The following is an 18,724-nucleotide window of genomic DNA, read 5'->3' as shown; positions in this document are numbered from 1 at the left end:
TATGGCGATGAGCATTTGCGAGCAACGATCTCTCTCGTCGCGTTGAGGAAATCAGGGATAGGGCAGGTCAGAAAGGGAGGAGAGGGAGGGGAAGCATCGAACAAAGGAGAAGTTCGATGTCCAAAACCAATTTCGCCAACCGCTGGGAACTCAAGAAGCTGATCGATGCGATTGCTGAGGAAGCGGGTATTCTTGCCGGGCCTGCGGCCTATGTCGTCTACCTGATCTACGACCCCTCGCGCCGCGACCCGTATGGTCAACACCCCGGCCTCCCACTCTATGTCGGGGAGACCTCCGAGCTGGCAAAACGCTTCAAGAACCACATGCGGAGCGCGCTCGGCCTTCAGGGCACCAAGGGATCCGTGCATAACGAGATCTACCGGATGGCTCAGAATGGTGCTCTACCCGGCATCATTATCTTGGAAACCTGCAAGTCTCGCGCCGACAGTCTGGAGGCAGAGATTCATTGGGCGCAAAAACTGCTGCATCAGGGCTATCGACTGTTCAACCGGATGCCTGGACAGGCGAAGGCGGTGAACGAGCATCAATACCGCCCCAAACAACGCGACCGGCTATGGCGCATGACATTGGCTGAAGCCTACGCGGCCAAAATTGCGATGAGCCTCCGTTGCCCTAGCGGTTGTTTCGCAACTGACGTCGATATCAGGCACTATGCTGGAGGCGAATTCCCTTACCGCAGGCTCTCGGCGCTGAAGCGCAAGCTGAAGCCGTGTGGCGCATGTGGCATGAAACTGGCTGCGTTATTCGAAGAACGACCGGCAGTCTGAGGTGTGAAACCTACGGACCTCCGCATGGAACCAACGACCGTATTTGCGCGATGACAAGCCAAATCCTGTCATTCGCCTACCGACCTCATTTGTGGACATGTGCAGGCTCACTTGCGCTATCCGGAAGCGGACTCAGAACGGTCAAGTTCGCCGAAGAACCCGATGACCTTCATGATCTTGCCGGCATCGGTCACTTCCGTGACGTCGAACCCTGTCATGACTTCCTTGTCGCCGTGGTGGATTGACCAATGGTAGCGACAGTGATTGTTCTGCATCTGCGGCTCGCAAGAACGCCCATATCGTAGACCAGGGTGCTCTGCCTGAGTCTCGCGCACCATCCGCAAGAACGCATCCCTTCCGACGATGTTATGTCTCGGATCGACAAATTGAATATTGTGCTCCAGCGCCGCAATCGCGAGCCGGTCCTGTTCGGCTTCGTGGGTGGAATTCCACACAGCGAACATGTGGTCGAGGCTTTCAAGATAATCAGTCATGAGGTGGCTTTCCTTAAAACAAACCGGTGGTCGGTTTGCACTTGGCTCGCTTGCTCGTAAAGGTTGGAGAATGGTCAAACAGCAAGAGCGGTCAGCTTCGACGCGAGCAAGATTACTGGAGGCGTTTCGAAGACTGCTGTTGTCGCACGGTCTGCAAGCGACCACGACGCAGCTTACTCTAGATGATACCGGCCTGAGCAAAGGGGCTTTCTATCATCACTTTCGGAGCAAGAGTGAGATCATTGAGGCGCTATACGCACAAGAGTCCGAAGCAACCCTTGAGCGGGCCTTCGGGCGCGGCAGCATTGCCAGTTCTTCATTGGAGCGTCTGAAGACCGGATGCATCGCTTGGCTGGATGAAGTAAAGGATCCCGATGTCGCCGCGATTCTCTTCCGGATCGGACCATCCGCACTGGGCCAAGAGCGGGCCAGCGCGATTGAAGATCTGCATGGGATCGCCCGCATACGTGCGCTGCTCGAAGAAGCGGTTGCAGATGATGGGATTGTGTTCGGAAATGTTGAATTGATCGCATCGTTCATCAATTCGCTGGTGGCGGAAGCGGTTCTGCACCGCCTGGGGTCGGGAAATGAGGTTGGCCCATACCTGGCGAAAGCAATCGATGGGGTGATTGACCGCGCCGCGGCGGGCTCCAACTGAAGCGACGGCGGACCACAGGGGGATTGCTTCTCGAAGTTGAATGCTAATTCTGGTTTGTGGTGGAAATTCCCGAAAGCAGACCTTCCGCTTTCCACCCAATTGCGGACGCCAGCTCGATCTAAGCTGGCGTCCAAACACGGTCAGATTTCGGTTTTCTCAGCAAGCGTGAGAGCGCCTTCAATATCGACACCAAGATATCGGACGGTGTTTTCGATTTTGGAATGTCCCAGCAAAATCTGGATCGCGCGAATGTTACCCGTCGCCTTATAGATGATCGAAGCTTTTGTGCGGCGAAGAGAGTGCGTGCCGTAGTCCTCAGCCCGAAGCCCAATTGCCTCCACCCACTCATCAACGAGCCGAGCATATTGGCGCGTGCTGAGATGGCGCGAGTGGTCGACGCGGCTAGGAAAGACATAGTCCTCGACAGACCCTCCACGAAGCTTAAGCCAAGCAAACAGGCTATCCCGAGCATCCTTCGCAATCTCAAATTGGACAGGTCTTCCAGTCTTGCGCTGCATAATTGCTGCTCGTTTGCGAATATCCGGTCCTGATACAAGGTTGCCAATTTTCAACTCGACGAGGTCGCATCCTCTCAATTTGCTATCGATTGCCAAATCGAAGAGCGCTCGATCTCGAATGCGCCGCTCGCGATCGAGGAAAAACCGGATCGCCCAGATCTGTTTCTGAGTGAATGGCCGTTTGGGACCGATCTTCGCGCCGAAGTTCCACGGCACACGGCTCTGTGCTGCAGGATCGAATTGTGAAAAAGTCATCTTTCTTCTCCTTGGCCGGAATGGCGAGAGAGAAGATAACCAGACAAGTTAGAGGAGGTTTTTGGGCCGTAGGTAGACTGCCCGGTTCCGGCAGCGAAATGCCGCCAAGCGGACGCGGGGCGTCCATACCGAGCTCACAACCAAGCGATGGCACCCTGCCCGCGGCCATAGGGTCGAGGTCTATGAGTGTGGGCTCCCGCCTAAGAATCCACTTAAATAGGAAGTTTCCGATTCGAGTGGCGGTACCACAGCCAAACCGCTGTCCATTCGTTCGCGTTGACCACCGAGGAAACTTCGAGCCCATTCTTCAAATCCACCCCGATGCGCTGAGCTCTGGTTTTACCTTGCGACTGACCGGCACTGTAAGCCCCGGGCGAACTTTCAGCAGCGTCTTGCCCTTCTCTTGAACCGCCTCTTCAATTGCCGCGCGGGCGACCCACCAGGAACGGTGGACTTGGCGCCCATCAACACTCCCCATTTCTTCGATTGCGTCCTTCAACCGGATGAGGATCAAATCTTCCCCAACGCTGGTGTAAACTCGGACATAATGTCCTTCCGATCGCAGGGACCAAATCTCACTTTCGCGCATCGAAGGCTTGAGACGCTTCAAGAACGGTGCCTGAGCGATTTCTTCCCCGGCTTGGGAGGGCGCGGATTGTCCTGCGATTGAAAGCCCAACAAGCATGCGACCACCAACAAGGACACTGCTGATCACCAAGCTGTTTCCGAAATAGCGTACAATTTGTGACGCGGGTTGCAGCGTGCCTAGAGAATTCAGCATGTAGACGATCGGGGTCATCGCAAGCGCTAGGCCGATAGTCAGGCCGATCCCCGTCGCGACAATCCCCCGTCGGTCGACGCCGCCTTTGACGATCAAACTTTCGATCGACAAAGCCAGGAATCCGGCGGCTGTGCACAATCCCAACCAAATCGAGAGCCGCATGCCGATTGGATACTGATAGCTGCCAAGGGCGCCTGTCCACCCCATGAAAAGGCCGCCAACAATCATCGTGATCGCCCATGACCGTAACGGAGCATGGAGAAAGCCTGCATTTCGCGAAGCGCGAAATGCGTTTGGTGGCCATTCGTGCGTTGGATCGGACATTTCGTTCATAAGTGTTTGAAAGTTATATCGCCCCGTCGACAGTTCGTGCCCTAATTTTCGCAATCAACAGGAAGCGAGGCCCCAAATATGTTGGACGCGATTTTCCGCAGCCTCTTGGCATCTAGCCTATCTTTTGTCGCCAGCGCTACCGCGGCTCAGAACGTCAATCCGGCGGAACAGGTCGTCACGGCCGAAATCCTGAAGCGCTTTGTAGACGATTACAATAGCGACCCGATGGCGATCGACACGACGTTCGGCATCGAGGTCGGCGATCATCGCTGGCGGGTCACGTCGACATTGACAGGCAATGAGCGCTCGAGCACCCTGAAGGAAGGCTTCGGGTCCACCGAGATGATGTATTACACGCTCGATCTGGAAACGCTTCATCTTATCGATCGCAAAGTCTGGACCGGCCTCACCGCGATGGCGGCGGCTACTTCCGCCGACGAAACTCCGCTCGAGGTCGAATTCACAAGCGGATACGAGCAACCCGCTGACTACGAAGAAGTGTTCCGCCGTGTGACTTTCCATTTCTGGAATCGCGGGTTCCCGGAAATCACGCGTTACGGCCCGGAAAACAGCCGCATCGCCCACGGCGCGCCCGCGACCGTCCTGTACTATGACAAGGGATTTCGCAGCGCTGTCTATCATGTGCCCGCCGGGCTCGGAAAGGACCAGGCGCCCACTCTCGCCGCTCCGTTTCCGCGGATGATCATCGTGCTCTCTGGTGCTGTCGAGGGCGAAATGGGCGAACACACCTTTGCAGCAAAGCCGGGGGAGATGTTCCTCACGTCGCCTAATATCCCGGTGACCTTCTGGAACGGCTCTCAGGACGAAACCCTCTCGTTCGTCTGGATTGCCTGGGGGGAGGGCGCCTGACCGTTGTCCGGCAAATGTCGAAACCGTTGCGACAAACAATTAAAGATCTTTTGGAGTTGGGATTCGTTGCTCGAACATTGGGGCGCACCTAGGAACTGAACGCAAATCAAGGATTGGGGCGCATGATCAGAATGCAGAATGGGTTGATAGCGCTAGGCTTGCTGGTAGTGCTTGCGGTCTTGCATCTCTGGTCGCTTGCCCCGCCAGATCCACGCCCGAGCCATGCTCCCGCAGAAGTTTTCTCGGCGGAGCGGGCCGCAGCGGACATTGCGAGGATTGCTGCTGAACCTCGGGTGGTCGGGTCGAGCGCCAATCGCGAAGCCCGGACCTATCTGAAAGCGCGACTGGCCGAGCTGGGGGCGGAAGTAGACGAGAGCGGTCCAAGTGATCGGATCAGCGTCGTATCGGACGGGCAGCTGATCTTTGGCACGACTTTGGAAAACGTGGTCGGTCGATTTCGGGCGAGCCCTTCGTCGGTCGGCGCTGAAACAGGCGCCCTTCTGGTCATGGCGCATCACGACACGATCTCTATGTCCCGCGGCGCCAGCGACAATGCGATGGGGATCGCGGTCGCCCTTGAAGCGATGCGTGCTATCACGCAGGCACCGCTTGAGAGAGATATCGTCCTTCTCTTCACCGATGGCGAGGAAGAGGGCCTTCTGGGCGCACGCGAATTTTTCGACAACCACCCGTGGGCCGACGATATCGCTTTGGCGATCAATATCGACAGTCGCGGCAATGCGGGGCCGGTTCGCATGGTCCAGACCAGCGAACAGAATGCCTCGCTGGTGTCGCTTTATGCACGCAGCGTCGCCAGTCCCCATGCGAACGCCGTGATCGACCTGTTCGGGTCCTCTTCGCCCAACATAACCGATCTCGGCGTGCCCCTGGGCCTGGGCATCCCATCGATGAATTTTGCGGCCCTAGGCGGCATCTTCGACTACCACTCCACAACCGACACACCGGCGAACCTTTCGCCGGCAAGCGTCCAGGATATGGGCGAGCAATTGCTCGGTGTGCTAAGCGAGGCATCCAGCGCCAAGGACCTCGGCGTGGCCGGGCGAGCTTCCTTCTTCGATGTCTTTGGCCTGTTTCTCGTCCACTACCCCGCAGGCCTCGATTGGTTGACGCTGGCGATCGGGTGGGTTCTCCTCATCGCTGGTGGCTTCTGGTCGATCCGGCGATCGGAGATGGCGTGGAAGGAACTTCTGGTGGCCATGCCTGTCCAGATCCTCGTCCTGATCTTCGCCTGCCTGGCCGCGTTTGGCATTGCGACAGCCATGGGCGCCAATCAGGATATGACCGATCCGTTCACCGGGCGGGAGTATCTCATCAACTGGCATTGGGCCGTTATCCCAACCGTCCTTGTGGTGCTGGCGATGTGCGTCCTTCCTATGGCGATTTTCCCATCGATGCGCAGGGCCTGGTGGACATCTGGGCTGATCTTGGTGGGCCTTGCAGGATCGGTCTTGCAAGTCGCCTCGCCGGGCTCTGCCTATTTCTTGGCGATCCCTTTTACCGCAGGGGCCGCGGCATTGAGCTACGCCTCGAGAATGGGCGCCCCGTCCGGACAACCATCGCTACCTATCATGCTTATCGCGGCTTTCATCGCAGGCCTCGTCCTAGTGCCCGTCATCGCCGCCTATCACACACTGATCGGCCTCGTTTTCGCACCCGTCACCGCCGTTTTCATCGTGATGCTCATCTGGACGCTTCAGCCCGCCGGGAACACGTCCAGCTCGCGTCAAATATGGTTGCCCGCTTCGCTTGGCGCAGCTGCGGCGATCCTAGCCGTGACGCTGGTCCTGACAACGAACCATTCGCAGCGGCACCCCAGTGCGACTGACATCCTGTTCATCCAAAATGAGGGTCAGGGCTATTGGGCAAGCCGCTACCCGGAACCGGACGACTGGTCGCGTCAACTGTTGGGGGACGATCCGCGTGCGCTTGACTTCAGCGTCAAGCCATACGGACCGAAAACCGACCTCTACGGTGTCGAGGCATCTACGGTTCTGGAAGCACCCGTCGAAGTGTCATACCAAGAGCAAGCGCCAGGCCCGGGTCCCTCATCGGATACGATAATCGCGCTATCAATCGTCTCTCGCGCGGAAGGCTTCAGGGTATGGTTCAAGCTCGATGGGCTGCCCAATGAGACGCGCGCGCAATTGAATGGGAACGCCCTCGATATTGCATTGAAAGACAATGCGTTGTTTCTCGATTATCAAGCCGTTCCGCTCTCCGGCCTGAACTTCACGCTCCGGATGCCGACCGCGGATGAGGACCCCGTCCTTCGCCTCGACATGACTAGCGCAATTCCGGGGCTTCCGGTGTCCAGCGCACATGCGATACCCGACCTTCCCGCAGACAAAATGCCGATCGCCGACCGCTTCGATAGCTGGGCGACGATCTGGAAAGCCGAGTTTGAGCTAGCGGAAGCGCGGGAGGGGACTGGCGGACCCTAATCGCCAACGGCTCAAAATCTCGCCCTACGAAGAGAGATCGCGACACATTGACAAAAACCGGCTAATAGTCGACTACATCTGTAATCGGGAGGTGTGTATGCTTCGTTTCGCGGTCCCTGCAACCCTGTTGTTCGCATTGCCATCGGCAATCGTCGGACAGGAGGCATCAAATGAACCCGATTATGAAGCCTGGACAAGCGAAGACTGGCCAATCGGCGGCGCACGACGATGTTCTCGAAGCCTATGCGCGGTTCGTGCAAAATCACTCCGGGCTCTACGATCTTCAAAACCCGGACTTTCCCTCGCAGCTGGCAACGGCGCGCGCGCGGTTTGGACGCGGCCGAACGGGCGCGAGACAGGTATGGATACGGAAGAGCGCTAGCGGCCTTCTCGGCGGTGCTATCTGATGGCCACGCTTTGGTGGCGGATCCTCGGGCGACCGCAGGAACCGGGGAACCCGCCTGGCCGGGCTTTGTGGCCCTTTGGCGAGACGATGCCCTCTATGCGCGGACTTTCGATCCAGCCGATCCGGCAAACGGAGCGCAGATAGTGTCGTGTGACGGCGTTCCGATCCGCGAGTTCCTGCTCGATCGACTTGAGCTATACAATTTCCGTCCGGCAGAGGCCGGCCAGTGGTGGACGCGACCGAGCCAGCTTTTCTACGCTCATGCGGGTGTGACGCGCGCGCAGCCGAGATCCTGCACGTTTTTGTACGCTGACAGTTTTGAAGAGACGCGCAGTCTCGATTGGCGAGCGCTAAGCAGGCAAGAACATACCTTCAGGCGCGATGCAATGTATGGCGAAGCCGAACCGATCGCACTTTCCGAGCCGAGAGAAGGAATTTTCTTCATCGGTTTGCAGGACTTCCAGCCCGATGCGGACGCGATTGCCGATTACGAAACCCTGTTCGAAGACGTTGCGGCTCGCCGGAAAGAACTGCTCTCTGCGAAAGCGCTCGTGCTCGATCTTCGAAACAACCAAGGCGGGTCTTCGCGCTGGAGCGAGCGCTTGGCTCAATTGCTTTGGGGCGAGAGTTCTCTCGAAGCGCGGCGACACGTCAGCCCGGAGGTCCACTGGCGAAACAGCCGCGAAAACATCCTTCACATGGAGCGTGTCGCGGCCCGGCTTCGGCAAGAAGGTGATGCGCAGCTCGCAAGTTGGGTCGACCGAGTAACAGCTGGCATGCGCGCGTCGAGCAAGCGCAAGAAACCCTTATTCGCGCAGAGCGCGATAGGGGCGCCCGCCCCCGATCGAACCTCCAACTCGGCTATCGGCGATCCGGCTACCGACTTCGCGGCGCCCGTCTATGTGATAACTCCAGGATACTGCGCGAGCGCGTGTCTCGACGCTCTCGACCTCTTCACCTTGTACGAGAACGTCCGCTTGATCGGAGCGCCGACAAGCGCAGATTCCACATATATGGACGCGCGCGTGTCCGACCTCTCCCATGGCCCCGGGAGGGTCGTGATCCCAATCAAGGTTTATGTCGGCAGGCAACGGCTTTGGGGCGAGATATACGAGCCGGATATCGTCATGCGCGATCTGGATTGGTCGACGCAGAGCTTCTTGAACAGGATTGAGCGTGATTTGTCCGGCGCTGAGGAAACGACCCGAGTTGTAAGCGGACGATAAGGTGCTGCTTGGTTCGATGCAGGTGCGCGACGTTGCTACGAGCGTCCTCAGGGCGAACATTGGGCCGATTGCAGACAGTCTGCTTTCGAGAGGCAAAAGCAAAGAGTCGACTTTCGGCTCACGACCCAATTTCAACGTTGGCAGGCTTTTGCAGTTCAACCCGAAGCGAACACATTACCCGAAGCGATCAGTTATAAGTGAGATACCATCGTGTGGGCCTATCCAGCGCGGCCGTACGACTCCTCAATCCAAGCTTTAACTTCGTGGTCGAAATCTGAAGACGTCTCGAGCCGCACGCGGTGGCTGCACATGGCGTTGTAGGTCTCCAGGCGCCCTTTCGCCGGGTCGCCCTTCAGGGCTAGACCGAGATCGATCCGCGTTTTCGTCGCTGCTGTGATAAGCGCAAATTGCTTTTTTCGCCGCAGGCTCACGCTGGCTTTTTTTGGCGCTATCTCGACATCGTCTCCGAGCGAACGAGCGAAGGCGACGATTTCGTCGTACATCGGCTTAAGAGTCGCCTTGGCGCCAGAGTATTGCTCGGCAACGAGGTCGACCGGCTGCTTGGTTTCCAGCGCCTTGCTCGCGATGAGGTTGGCGTAGCCGTGACCAACATCGTGCTCCGACTTCAGGAACTTCACGATTTGGCCGTGCTTTTGAAGATCGGTTTTTGCAAGCAGGCTGAGCCATTGCTCGAGTGTCCTTCCTGTCTTCTCGAGCATGTTCGACATCATCGATGCGAGCTGTTCTTCAGGGGATGCCATTTTGCAATTCCTCCACGTCTACTTAATGTAATTCCCGAGTTTTTGAGGCCCAGTCACTCGGTAAGATCGATTGGTATGCGCTCGCCCGTCAATGGCTGCGCCGCGGCAAGCAAATCCTCCTCGCCCTCCGCCAATCTGATCAGCTCAACGCGTATCTCGTTCGTTTCGAGTGTTCGGACACCGCCTCTACCGCTCAGCGCATGGCCGAGAAGTGTCAGACCCATGCTGGCGGGATCCGGATCGATTGCTTCGACCGCATAGGTTCGCGTTCGTTCGGCCATATATCTGTCCGAAACATCGCTGGAGATACGCAGGCGTTCGGTGTGATATCCGTCCAGCGCGATTGTGATGTCACCGCCAGTGGCTCTGAGCAGTGGGAGGGAACAGGGCGTGCGGCACCTCTGGCCGTGACCGTTCGAAGCAATCGCAGAAGCGGGCAAGGTGGCTACATGTACCGCTTCCGCGGGGGCCAACGCATGCCCTTCGACACCCTCAAACTTCGCGCAACCGCCCAACCCGAGAGTAATTGCAACAATCGTATAGACTGCCATGGTCCTCACGGTGCATCTCCCGCGCGCTCGAATTGCATTGACCAGAGCGTGCGCCATCCTTCGGGCGTTTCCTGCTCGGTAGTCATCGAATAGCTGTCATCTCCTGTCCGGCGCATGATGCTGCGCATGACGATCGTCTCACCTTCGGTGGTCGTATGGGTCTCGCCGGGAAACTCGATGCGGTCATCAAATACCACAACCCGGCCACTACTGATTCCGCCGAGCGAATTGTAGTATGTATACCCGAACTCTCCCGTTTCCGGATCGACGCCGTAGATCGACTCGCCCGAGTAAGGCTGAGAGCGCCCATTGACGACATGGACGTCTCGTATGAAAGCGTCACCAAGCATCGCTTCCCAGCAATGCGTGTCGGTCGCGCCGCCATCGGGGAACGCCGCTGTCCAGCAGCTTCCGGCCAGAAACCGCAAAGCGTCGAGATCGCTCGAACTATCGGTCTTCTCCGCTGAAGCGATCGCGGGGGAGCAGGCTATTGCCAAGGCGAAAGCAAGAGTTCTGATTGTCATTTGCGTTACCCCATGAGCCCGAAGATGAGACCGAAGAGCGCGAACTGCAGCGTGGCGTAGCCCCCATTGATCAGCCAATGGCCGAGCGGTCGCTGCTCGAAGAGATAGATGATGCCGAGTGTGGCAGCGACCCACGCGAGCCCGGCTGAAACACCGGCTCCGACTGCGAAGCTGAAGTCGGGCTTCGGCCCTAGGAACTCACCGAAAATGAAGGCCGCGATCAGCGCCAGCAGAAACGCAATGCTGAATATCTTTACCTGATTTTGCGAGGCGAGTTGCTCGTCCGTAATCCCCGCCTGCACCTGCCAGGCTTTCGCGAATATCAGGCCGTACCAAAGTCCGCCTAGCACGAAGGCCGAAACCGTCGCTGCGAGTACTGCCCAAAGGTCTGCTTCAATCATGCACGTCCTCCATCGTTATGGCTTCAGTTTAGCTGTCCTGCATCGCGCGTTGTTTCATCAGGAGGTCGAGATGCTCTCGCAAGACATCGACATTCCGATCGAACAGGCCAATATCCTGGGCCGTGCGCGCCTGCATGATCGCGCCTTCCATGATTGTCAGAATGAATTCCGCGAGTGCGCGCCGATCCAGGTCGCGCGGGAAGCGGTCTGCGGCTTCGACCAGGCAATTTTCCACTGCATCCACCCAATTGCGAAAATTACGGTCGATCAGTTCGCGAACCCGTGGGTCGGGTTCGTGGAGTTCCAGCGCCAGACTGCCGATCGGACAGCCATATTGGTAGTCTGTTGTCAGCAGATGCGTGCGATATCCGTTCAGGAGCGCGAAGATCTTTTCTACCGGATCCTCAACGCCTTCCCACGCATGATCTAGCAGGCCCACGTCGATCTCGTCGCGATACGTTTCGAGGACTGCGATGAGCACGTCCTGCTTGCCGGGGAAGAAATGATAGAGGCTTCCTGAGTGGACCTGCGTCCGGCTGAGGATATCCGAGATGGAGGTCGAATTATAACCTTTCACCCAAAACAGATCCATGGCCGTGCGGATGATTTTGTCTCGTGTTGCACTGTTCATGGCGCTTTCATAGCTGACTTGATTGATTGTTCAACCAATAATTTGATTGAGCGTTCAAGTTGTGTCCTGAGACAGCACGCTTGATATGAGCGCCAAAAGCGAGGGATTGATCTGGTTCGCTCTAATCTGAGCGCCAGCTCATCTTGTTCGAAGCAACAAGGTGACTTTAGCGAAACCACCCCTATTAAATGCCTTTCAACACGCTTACGATGCACCAAGACCAGACGCGCAGCTCACGAGCCTCATTTCGCCCAATCGTTTTCTCGCGCTGGGTTCCCAAAACCTGCCGCTCACTTTGCATCATCCGATGTTTTGAAGGCGGCAGGTATCGGGCACTCCGAACAAACTTGGTCATCGCACATGCGGCAAATACGACACCGCTCAAGATCGCTTTCGGGCACGCTTCGCAGGAGCTCTTTGAGTAGCTCGTCCAAGCTGGCGAGCTGCGGCGATGTCAGAGGTGCAAGGAGAGGTCGCAGCGATGCGAGGCGCCCCTCAAGCATCCGCTCTCGCATTGCTTCCCCTTTAGCTGTCAGGACGAGTGCAACAGCGCGCCGGTCCTTACCTTTGCGCCGCTCGACAAGGCCGTCCGCGACCAGTCGATCGACAAGGCGCACTGAGCCAGGATGCGAGAGGTCGAGAATGCGACGCAGGTTGTCATTCGAGAGGCCCTGCCCGTAGCCAATCACTATTACCGCCGCCGGTGTCTCGCCCGAGCGGTTCAAGACGTCGCGTGCCGCTTGATGGATCCGGTCAGCAACCGCAAGCCCCAAGGCTCCGAGCAGATTGGCGGTGCCATCAATCATTGGGCAACGCTTATGTGCATTCCGCACAGAATTCAATTGACGATATGTGCGCGGCGCACGTAAATGAGGGCATCTTCAATTTTTGTGAGGAGAACCGCCATGTCGGACGCCAACCTATCGCCGGAACACGCCGGCTTCTTCGAGCGCTTCAAATCATATTGGGCGGACCCGTCCGGCGAGCGCGTCGGCGAAATCATTGCTCCTGATGCGACGATTCATTTTACAGGCGCTGGCTTTATGTCTGGTGCTGAATACGCGACATGGATGGGCGAAACGCTTGCCGGCATGGACGAGCTCGTGGTTACTCCAATGGACTGTGCAGGCAACGAGGACATGCTCTACATCGCATGGGAATCCAAAGCGAACATCCACGGGGAGCGGCGCACCTATCGCGGCGTCGACCGTTTCAAGATCAAGGACGGCATGGCAATTGAAGAGCATGTCATCTTCGATTCCGCAGTGCTTACTCCCGAAGGGCGTGGCGGTATCGAACACAAATGACCACCCTCGAAACTAGGCCGCTTACCGAGAGCACTTGGCCGGATTTCGCTCGATTGGTAGAGGCCAATAATTGCGTATGGGGTGGCTGCTGGTGCATGTGGTATCACGGCGCGGACAAGGATACCCCGCCCGAACAAAAGCGCGTTGAGAAAGAGCGTCGCGTGCGTGAGTCCCGAGCGCATGCTTCTCTAGTGTTCGATGGCGATGAGTGTCTCGGTTGGTGTCAATTCGGATCGCCCGATGAATTGCCTCGAATTCACAATGCGCGGGCGTACGACAGCACAAATCCTGTGCTTCCCGACTGGCTAGTAACTTGCTTCTTCGTCTGGAAGGGGCACCGCGGCAAGGGTGTCGCCGCTGCGGCGCTGAACGGTGCGATCGAGCAGATCGAGGCATTGGGAGGCGGACGAGTCGAGGCCTATCCCGAGGATGCCGTTGGTCGCAAAGTGTCTGCTGCTTTCTTATTCAACGGCACCTTGGCGATGTTCGAGGAGGCCGGTTTCGAGCGATCACGAAAAATCGGCAAGCATAAATGGGTTGCGACTAAAACGATCTAGTCGGGGTCAGCTGTCTTACCGCGATCGATCGGAAGCAGACAGTCCGCTTCCCCACCCAACCCCGACATTCGCCATGTGGATCGCGGATCGAGAAAGCGGACGTTTGCTACCGGGTGTAGGCCGAGCGCAGTCTCACCCCAACCTTTTCAGCGCTGCCTCCAGCCGCTCGGCCTCGCCTGCGTGATATGCGAAGTCCTCGCGCGCCTTCTCGACCGCTTCGGGTTTTGCGCGTTCGACGAAGTTGGCGTTGGACAGCCTCCCTTCGAGAGACTTCGCCTCCTTTTGCGAGGCGGCGAGCGCTTTTTCGAGGCGCGTTTTTTCGGCGTCGATGTCGATAATGCCTTCGAGCGGGATGACGAACACATCGGACGCTGGTCCGCCCTGGGCGGTCACCTGCATCGCAGGGCCAGCAGGCGCTTTGCCGACGGTCACCGGGGTCAGCCTTGCGAGCCTTTCGATGGCCGCGCTGCTGCGCTCGATCGTGCTGCTGGCAAGGTCGCTGGGCGACGGTACGAATGCCGCCAATTTTGCACCCGGCGGGATGCCGAGCTCATTCTTGGCGCTGCGGACATTGGTGGTGAGGTCGATCACCCAGTCGATCGCGTCGGTCGCATCCTTGCTGACTTTAGCGCGCGGATCGGGCCACTTGGCGGTGATGAGGTCGTAGCCCCTATCTCCCTGCGCGTGCCATAGCTCTTCGGTAATGAAGGGCATGAAGGGGTGCAGCATGACGAGGATCTGGTCGAGCGCCCACCCGGCGACTTCGCGGGTTTCCTTCGCCGGCATCGCATCCGGGTCCGCACCTTCTGCGAAGACCGGCTTGATCAGCTCAAGATACCAGTCGCAGAACTTCGACCATGTGAATTGATAGATCGCGTTCGCTGCCGCGTCGAAGCGAAGGTCTGCCATGGCCGCGTCGATTTCGACGCACGCGGCCTGGACTTCGCCGATAATCCATTGGTTGGCGGCGAGGCGCGCGATCGGAGCTTTCAGCGTGGTCGATGCGCCGATGCCGTTCGATTGGCAAAAACGTGTCGCGTTCCAGAGCTTGGTCGCGAAGTTGCGGTATCCCTCGACCCGCTTCTCATCCATCTTGATGTCGCGGCCTTGGCTTTCCATCGCCGCCATGAAGAAGCGCAGCGCATCCGCGCCGTACTGGTCGATCAGGCCGAGCGGATCGACGACATTGCCCTTGGATTTGGACATCTTCGCGCCATCGGCGGCGCGCACGAGGCCATGGAGGTACAGGCGCGGCCACGGGGCCTCGCCCATATTGTACTGCCCCATCATCATCATCCGCGCATCCCAGAAAAACAGGATGTCGAAGCCGGAGATGAGCAGGTTGTTGGGGAAGTGCTTGCCGAGCAAGTCGGTCTTGTCCGGCCAGCCAAGCGTGGCGAAGGGCCAGAGCGCGGAGGAGAACCATGTGTCGAGGACGTCGGGGTCTTGTCGGAGGATGACCTTGTTAGGAGGTATACCCTCGTTGACGTAATCGGCCACTGTCTGGAGCGCTGCGAAAGGCGCTTCGTTGAACTCGATCTCGTATTTGTCACCGTAGTAAGCGCGGGCCTGCTCGCGAACCTCGGCTTCACTTTCGGCGACGAAAACCTTGTTCGTGGAATAATCACTCATGTTCCAAGAGAGATTGCCGCCCTCTTTTGACGGCCCAAACCAAGCCGGAATCCGATGTCCCCACCACAGCTGACGTGACACACACCACGGTTGGATGTTTTCCATCCAGTTGAAGAAGGTCTTTTCCCAGCTTTTAGGGACGATCTCGATGGTACCGTCGCGCACGTCCTTGATCGGCTTTTCAGCGAGCTTTTCCGCGTCGACATACCACTGGTCGGTCAGCCACGGCTCGATCACCACGCCGCCGCGGTCGCCGAAGGGCGTGGCGATCTGGCGCGGCTCAGCGTCGTGCTCGACTTCCTCGCCCTTCTTGGTCTTGGCGATGTGCGGGATTAAGAAACCATCGGCCTTGAGCCGCGCGACCACCGCTTCGCGGGCGCCATCGACACCGTCTCGCTTGAAGCGGTGCAGGCCGATGAACTCGTCTGGCACCAGCCCGTCCGCCGTCTGGCAGACATTCGCCTCCCCATCGAGCACGTTGAGCATATCGCCAGCCGCGATCCCGGCGCGCTTGCCCACTTCGAAATCGTTGAAATCATGCCCCGGCGTTATCTTTACCGCGCCCGATCCCAGTTCCGGGTCGGCGTGTTCGTCGGCAACGATGGGGATGCGGCGGCCTGTGATCGGCAGCACGACATGCTTGCCGACGACGCTCGCATAGCGCTCATCGCTCGGATGCACCGCGACCGCCATATCGGCGAGCATAGTTTCGGGCCGGGTGGTCGCAACCTCGATATAGTCGCGTCCGTCATCCAGCGTGACGCCGTCAGCGAGCGGGTATTTGAAGTGCCAGAAGTGGCCCGGAATGGTCTGCTGCTCGACCTCCAGATCCGAAATCGCGGTCTTGAGCTTCGGGTCCCAGTTCACCAGCCTTTTGTCGCGGTAGATCAGGCCGTCATTGTAGAGGTCGACGAAGGTCTTGAGCACAGCTTTCGTGAAGTGCTCGTCCATCGTGAACTGCTCTCTGGACCAGTCCATTGAGCAGCCGAGCCGCCGCAGCTGGTGGGTGATGGTCCCGCCGCTTTCGCGCTTCCACTCCCACACCTTCTCGACGAATCCCTCGCGTGAATAATTCGTGCGCTTGTCCTGGCGCTCCTCCATCTGGCGCTCGACCACCATTTGCGTCGCGATGCCTGCATGATCGGTGCCGACGACCCACAGCGCGTCCTTGCCGCGCAGCCGCTCGTAACGGATCACGATGTCCTGCAGCGTGTTATCGAGCGCGTGGCCGATATGCAGCGATCCCGTCACATTGGGCGGCGGGTTGACGATGGTGAAGGCTTCCGCGTCCGGGCGTTCGGGCCGAAAGCCGCCGCTCTCCTCCCAGTGTTTGTACCAGCGCGCCTCGATGGCAGCAGGGTCGAAAGTCGTATCGAGGGTCATCGTATTGTTTCTCTTATGCCCTGTTTCTCTTAAGCAAAGCCGCCCGCTCCCCCGCCGTCTTTTCCCCAAGCACATAAAGGCTTTTTCGGGGATGAAAGCGGGGGAGCGGGCTGGCGCAAATTCGTGGGCTCTCTCATGCCAGCCGTGTGTGCGCGGCGCAACAATTCTAAACCCGTGATTGCGACAGGATACTTGTGAAGCGCCGATTTTGCGCACATAGGTCGATGCGATGGATGCGGCCGCGCAATATTCTCTTGAGGATGACGGAGCCGGGGGCGAGCGGCTGGTGCTTTCCGGTTCCTATCTGATTTCGACCATCGGCTTTGTCGATCACGAGCTGTTCGCTCTCGAAGGCCCGCTGTCTTCCATCGACGTTTCCGGTATCGACGAGATCGATACGACAGGCGCTTACATCGCCGTTCGCCTCGCCTCAGAAAACGATGCACAGCTGCTGTGCGCCAATCCATCGGTCCAGCGCGTGCTCGATGCGATCGACCGCACCGGCCACCAGGCCGACCTGTCTCCGCAGCGCATTCCGGTGTGGAAGCGGGTGCCGGTCGAAATGGGGCAGAAGGTCTACCGCGCGCGCTCAGGCATTTACGGTGTGGTCGGGTTTTTCGGCCAGATCCTGCTGGGCTTTGCCAGCCTGATCCGCAGCCCCAGCCGCTTCCCGATGAAACCTCTCGTGCGCCAGATGGAACTGGTCGGTGTCGCCGCGCTGCCGATTATCGGCCTGATGAGTTTCCTTATCGGTGTGGTCATCGCGCAGCAGGGCGCGGTGCAGCTCGAACAATTCGGGGCAGAGGCGCTGACGGTCAATCTCGTCGGCCGGATCACCCTGCGCGAGCTTGGCGTGCTGATGACCGCGATCATGGTCGCGGGCCGATCCGGCAGCGCCTTTGCCGCGCAGATCGGTACCATGAAGCTGACCGAGGAAATCGATGCGATGCGCACGATCGGCATCTCTCCGATCGAAGTGCTGGTGATCCCGCGCATTCTCGCCTGCACCTTCATGATGGTGCTGCTGGGCTTTTACGCGTCGATGGTTGCGATTGTGGGCGGCGCGGTGGTGGGGCAGCTCGCGCTTGGCATTCCGTTCTTCACCTTCCTCGAACGTATTCAGGAAGTCGTGCCGACCTACGATCTGTGGGTGGGCCTGATCAAGGCGCCGGTCTTCGGCCTGATTGTGGCGCTGGCCGGGTGCTATCATGGCATGCAGGTGAAGGGGAATTCCGAAGAGGTCGGCAAACGAACGACCCTTGCCGTGGTCTCCGCCATCTTTGCGGTGATCGTGCTCGATGCGTTTTTCGCGGTGTTCTTCACCGAAGTCGGGTGGGGCTAAGCCATGGTGCCAAGAGCAATACTGCCCGAAGGCGAAGCCCCGATCGTGGTGAAGGGCCTCGTCAACAGGTTCGGCGATTTCACAGTGCATGACGGGCTCGACCTGACAGTGAATTCCGGCGAAATCATTGGCGTCGTCGGCGGATCGGGCACTGGCAAATCTGTGCTGATGCGCTCAATTATCGGACTTCAAGAACCCAAGGCTGGCGATGTCCATGTGCTCGGGCGAGAGATCACCGGAGTCGATCCGGACGAGAATATCGGTGTGCGCTGCCAATGGGGCGTGCTGTTTCAGGGCGGGGCGCTGTTCTCTACGCTGACGGTCGGCGAAAATGTCGAAGTGCCGCTCAAGCAGTTCTATCCCGAAATCGACCCGAGCCTGCGCCGCGATATCGCCCGTTACAAGGTGCAGATGTCCGGCCTGCCCGAAGATGCGATTGCGAAATTTCCCTCGGAGCTTTCGGGCGGGATGAAAAAGCGCGCAGGGCTGGCCCGTGCATTGGCGCTCGATCCGAAACTGCTGTTCCTTGACGAGCCCACGGCGGGCCTCGATCCCATCGGCGCGGCGAAATTCGATCGGCTTACGAAAGAGCTGAAGGAAACGCTGGGCCTGACGGTATTCCTCATCACCCACGATCTCGATACGCTTTACGAAATCTGCGACCGCGTGGCCGTGATCGCTGACAAGCAAGTGATCGCAGTGGGCACCATTCCGGAGCTACTCGAATCCGAACATCCCTGGATTCACGACTATTTCAACGGTCCGCGCGGGCGTGCTGCACGCGATACGCATGATCGGGGGGAGATGGGCTTTCATGGATAAGCCGATGGACATTGCCGGCCAA

At 58.5% G+C, this 18,724-nt stretch carries 20 protein-coding genes; 10 read left to right on the top strand and 10 right to left on the bottom strand.

What is annotated here, in order from left to right:
- The first annotated feature begins 116 nt into the window (after positions 1–116).
- Positions 117–788 (top strand): GIY-YIG nuclease family protein, encoded by a 672-nt coding sequence (locus IB285_RS10100; RefSeq protein ID WP_190788055.1) that lies wholly within the window; start codon positions 117–119, stop codon positions 786–788.
- Between the two features lie 116 nt (positions 789–904).
- Here the strand turns inward: IB285_RS10100 and IB285_RS10095 are convergent, their stop codons facing one another.
- Positions 905–1,282 carry a hypothetical protein gene (locus IB285_RS10095; RefSeq protein ID WP_190788054.1) on the bottom strand — a complete coding sequence of 126 codons (378 nt, stop codon included), beginning with the start codon at positions 1,280–1,282 and terminating at the stop codon, positions 905–907.
- Positions 1,283–1,352: 70 nt separating this feature from the next.
- On the opposite strand from IB285_RS10095, the gene IB285_RS10090 reads away from it, so the two are divergent.
- Positions 1,353–1,940 (top strand): TetR/AcrR family transcriptional regulator, encoded by a 588-nt coding sequence (locus IB285_RS10090; protein WP_190788053.1) that lies wholly within the window; start codon positions 1,353–1,355, stop codon positions 1,938–1,940.
- A 140-nt stretch (positions 1,941–2,080) separates the two neighbouring features.
- On the opposite strand, the gene IB285_RS10085 is transcribed toward IB285_RS10090, so the two are convergent.
- The gene (locus tag IB285_RS10085; RefSeq protein WP_190788052.1) at positions 2,081–2,713 is read right to left on the bottom strand and encodes a tyrosine-type recombinase/integrase; all 633 of its coding nucleotides are present in this window, start codon (positions 2,711–2,713) and stop codon (positions 2,081–2,083) included.
- Positions 2,714–3,020: 307 nt separating this feature from the next.
- Positions 3,021–3,722: a LytTR family DNA-binding domain-containing protein gene (locus IB285_RS10080; protein ID WP_190788051.1), complete on the bottom strand. Its 702-nt coding sequence runs from the start codon at positions 3,720–3,722 to the stop codon at positions 3,021–3,023.
- 183 nt (positions 3,723–3,905) lie between these two features.
- Here IB285_RS10080 and IB285_RS10075 point away from each other — a divergent pair, with 183 nt between their 5' ends.
- The 4 genes from IB285_RS10075 (at position 3,906) to IB285_RS10060 (ending at position 8,791) form a co-directional block, all read left to right on the top strand.
- Complete coding sequence (locus IB285_RS10075) at positions 3,906–4,697, top strand: cupin domain-containing protein (RefSeq protein ID WP_190788050.1); 792 nt, start codon at positions 3,906–3,908, stop codon at positions 4,695–4,697.
- 122 nt (positions 4,698–4,819) lie between these two features.
- Positions 4,820–7,159 (top strand): M20/M25/M40 family metallo-hydrolase, encoded by a 2,340-nt coding sequence (locus tag IB285_RS10070; protein WP_190788049.1) that lies wholly within the window; start codon positions 4,820–4,822, stop codon positions 7,157–7,159.
- 170 nt (positions 7,160–7,329) lie between these two features.
- The gene (locus IB285_RS10065; RefSeq protein ID WP_190788048.1) at positions 7,330–7,566 is read left to right on the top strand and encodes a hypothetical protein; all 237 of its coding nucleotides are present in this window, start codon (positions 7,330–7,332) and stop codon (positions 7,564–7,566) included.
- Positions 7,567–7,579: 13 nt separating this feature from the next.
- On the top strand, positions 7,580–8,791 hold the full coding sequence (locus IB285_RS10060) for a S41 family peptidase (protein WP_328705879.1): 1,212 nt from the start codon (positions 7,580–7,582) through the stop codon (positions 8,789–8,791).
- A 218-nt stretch (positions 8,792–9,009) separates the two neighbouring features.
- Here IB285_RS10060 and IB285_RS10055 read toward each other — a convergent pair whose 3' ends face one another.
- The 6 genes from IB285_RS10055 to IB285_RS10030 form a co-directional block, all read right to left on the bottom strand.
- On the bottom strand, positions 9,010–9,522 hold the full coding sequence (locus IB285_RS10055) for a DUF5655 domain-containing protein (protein WP_234033115.1): 513 nt from the start codon (positions 9,520–9,522) through the stop codon (positions 9,010–9,012).
- A gap of 83 nt (positions 9,523–9,605) precedes the next feature.
- Positions 9,606–10,112: a hypothetical protein gene (locus tag IB285_RS10050; protein ID WP_190788045.1), complete on the bottom strand. Its 507-nt coding sequence runs from the start codon at positions 10,110–10,112 to the stop codon at positions 9,606–9,608.
- Positions 10,109–10,627: a DUF1579 family protein gene (locus IB285_RS10045; protein ID WP_190788044.1), complete on the bottom strand. Its 519-nt coding sequence runs from the start codon at positions 10,625–10,627 to the stop codon at positions 10,109–10,111. The genes IB285_RS10050 and IB285_RS10045 overlap by 4 nt, the downstream gene beginning before the upstream one ends.
- Before the next feature lie 5 nt (positions 10,628–10,632).
- A complete protein-coding gene (locus IB285_RS10040) occupies positions 10,633–11,028 on the bottom strand; it encodes a DUF1761 domain-containing protein (RefSeq protein ID WP_190788043.1) in 396 nt (131 codons plus the stop codon).
- A gap of 28 nt (positions 11,029–11,056) precedes the next feature.
- The gene (locus IB285_RS10035) at positions 11,057–11,659 is read right to left on the bottom strand and encodes a TetR/AcrR family transcriptional regulator (protein WP_190788042.1); all 603 of its coding nucleotides are present in this window, start codon (positions 11,657–11,659) and stop codon (positions 11,057–11,059) included.
- Positions 11,660–11,949: 290 nt separating this feature from the next.
- A complete protein-coding gene (locus IB285_RS10030) occupies positions 11,950–12,465 on the bottom strand; it encodes a MarR family winged helix-turn-helix transcriptional regulator (RefSeq protein ID WP_190788041.1) in 516 nt (171 codons plus the stop codon).
- Positions 12,466–12,564: 99 nt separating this feature from the next.
- Here IB285_RS10030 and IB285_RS10025 point away from each other — a divergent pair, with 99 nt between their 5' ends.
- Complete coding sequence (locus tag IB285_RS10025; RefSeq protein ID WP_190788040.1) at positions 12,565–12,966, top strand: nuclear transport factor 2 family protein; 402 nt, start codon at positions 12,565–12,567, stop codon at positions 12,964–12,966.
- A complete protein-coding gene (locus tag IB285_RS10020) occupies positions 12,963–13,523 on the top strand; it encodes a GNAT family N-acetyltransferase (RefSeq protein WP_190788039.1) in 561 nt (186 codons plus the stop codon). The genes IB285_RS10025 and IB285_RS10020 overlap by 4 nt, the downstream gene beginning before the upstream one ends.
- A 132-nt stretch (positions 13,524–13,655) precedes the next feature.
- Here IB285_RS10020 and IB285_RS10015 read toward each other — a convergent pair whose 3' ends face one another.
- Entirely contained in the window at positions 13,656–16,538 is a 2,883-nt protein-coding gene (locus IB285_RS10015; RefSeq protein ID WP_190788038.1) for a valine--tRNA ligase, read from the bottom strand.
- Positions 16,539–16,767: 229 nt separating this feature from the next.
- On the opposite strand from IB285_RS10015, the gene IB285_RS10010 reads away from it, so the two are divergent.
- Both IB285_RS10010 and IB285_RS10005 read left to right on the top strand, forming a co-directional pair.
- Complete coding sequence (locus IB285_RS10010) at positions 16,768–17,880, top strand: MlaE family ABC transporter permease (protein WP_190788037.1); 1,113 nt, start codon at positions 16,768–16,770, stop codon at positions 17,878–17,880.
- Between the two features lie 3 nt (positions 17,881–17,883).
- Positions 17,884–18,702, top strand: a complete 819-nt coding sequence (locus IB285_RS10005) for an ABC transporter ATP-binding protein (protein WP_190788036.1) — start codon at positions 17,884–17,886, stop codon at positions 18,700–18,702.
- Positions 18,703–18,724 lie beyond the last annotated feature (22 nt).

The organism is Erythrobacter rubeus, from assembly GCF_014705715.1.
Classification (GTDB): Bacteria; Pseudomonadota; Alphaproteobacteria; order Sphingomonadales; family Sphingomonadaceae; genus Erythrobacter; species Erythrobacter rubeus.
This window is presented reverse-complemented; position numbering and strand designations above follow the sequence as displayed.

Excerpts from the sequence above, each read along its gene's own strand:
- IB285_RS10100 (WP_190788055.1), top strand. The coding sequence starts at position 117 with ATGTCCAAAACCAATTTCGCCAACCGCTGGGAACTCAAGAAGCTGATC.
- IB285_RS10095 (WP_190788054.1), bottom strand. The coding sequence starts at position 1,282 with ATGACTGATTATCTTGAAAGCCTCGACCACATGTTCGCTGTGTGGAAT.
- IB285_RS10090 (WP_190788053.1), top strand. The coding sequence starts at position 1,353 with ATGGTCAAACAGCAAGAGCGGTCAGCTTCGACGCGAGCAAGATTACTG.
- IB285_RS10085 (WP_190788052.1), bottom strand. The coding sequence starts at position 2,713 with ATGACTTTTTCACAATTCGATCCTGCAGCACAGAGCCGTGTGCCGTGG.
- IB285_RS10080 (WP_190788051.1), bottom strand. The coding sequence starts at position 3,722 with ATGATTGTTGGCGGCCTTTTCATGGGGTGGACAGGCGCCCTTGGCAGC.
- IB285_RS10075 (WP_190788050.1), top strand. The coding sequence starts at position 3,906 with ATGTTGGACGCGATTTTCCGCAGCCTCTTGGCATCTAGCCTATCTTTT.
- IB285_RS10070 (WP_190788049.1), top strand. The coding sequence starts at position 4,820 with ATGATCAGAATGCAGAATGGGTTGATAGCGCTAGGCTTGCTGGTAGTG.
- IB285_RS10065 (WP_190788048.1), top strand. The coding sequence starts at position 7,330 with ATGAACCCGATTATGAAGCCTGGACAAGCGAAGACTGGCCAATCGGCG.
- IB285_RS10055 (WP_234033115.1), bottom strand. The coding sequence starts at position 9,522 with ATGATGTCGAACATGCTCGAGAAGACAGGAAGGACACTCGAGCAATGG.
- IB285_RS10045 (WP_190788044.1), bottom strand. The coding sequence starts at position 10,627 with ATGACAATCAGAACTCTTGCTTTCGCCTTGGCAATAGCCTGCTCCCCC.
- IB285_RS10040 (WP_190788043.1), bottom strand. The coding sequence starts at position 11,028 with ATGATTGAAGCAGACCTTTGGGCAGTACTCGCAGCGACGGTTTCGGCC.
- IB285_RS10035 (WP_190788042.1), bottom strand. The coding sequence starts at position 11,659 with ATGAACAGTGCAACACGAGACAAAATCATCCGCACGGCCATGGATCTG.
- IB285_RS10030 (WP_190788041.1), bottom strand. The coding sequence starts at position 12,465 with ATGATTGATGGCACCGCCAATCTGCTCGGAGCCTTGGGGCTTGCGGTT.
- IB285_RS10025 (WP_190788040.1), top strand. The coding sequence starts at position 12,565 with ATGTCGGACGCCAACCTATCGCCGGAACACGCCGGCTTCTTCGAGCGC.
- IB285_RS10020 (WP_190788039.1), top strand. The coding sequence starts at position 12,963 with ATGACCACCCTCGAAACTAGGCCGCTTACCGAGAGCACTTGGCCGGAT.
- IB285_RS10015 (WP_190788038.1), bottom strand. The coding sequence starts at position 16,538 with ATGACCCTCGATACGACTTTCGACCCTGCTGCCATCGAGGCGCGCTGG.
- IB285_RS10010 (WP_190788037.1), top strand. The coding sequence starts at position 16,768 with ATGGATGCGGCCGCGCAATATTCTCTTGAGGATGACGGAGCCGGGGGC.
- IB285_RS10005 (WP_190788036.1), top strand. The coding sequence starts at position 17,884 with ATGGTGCCAAGAGCAATACTGCCCGAAGGCGAAGCCCCGATCGTGGTG.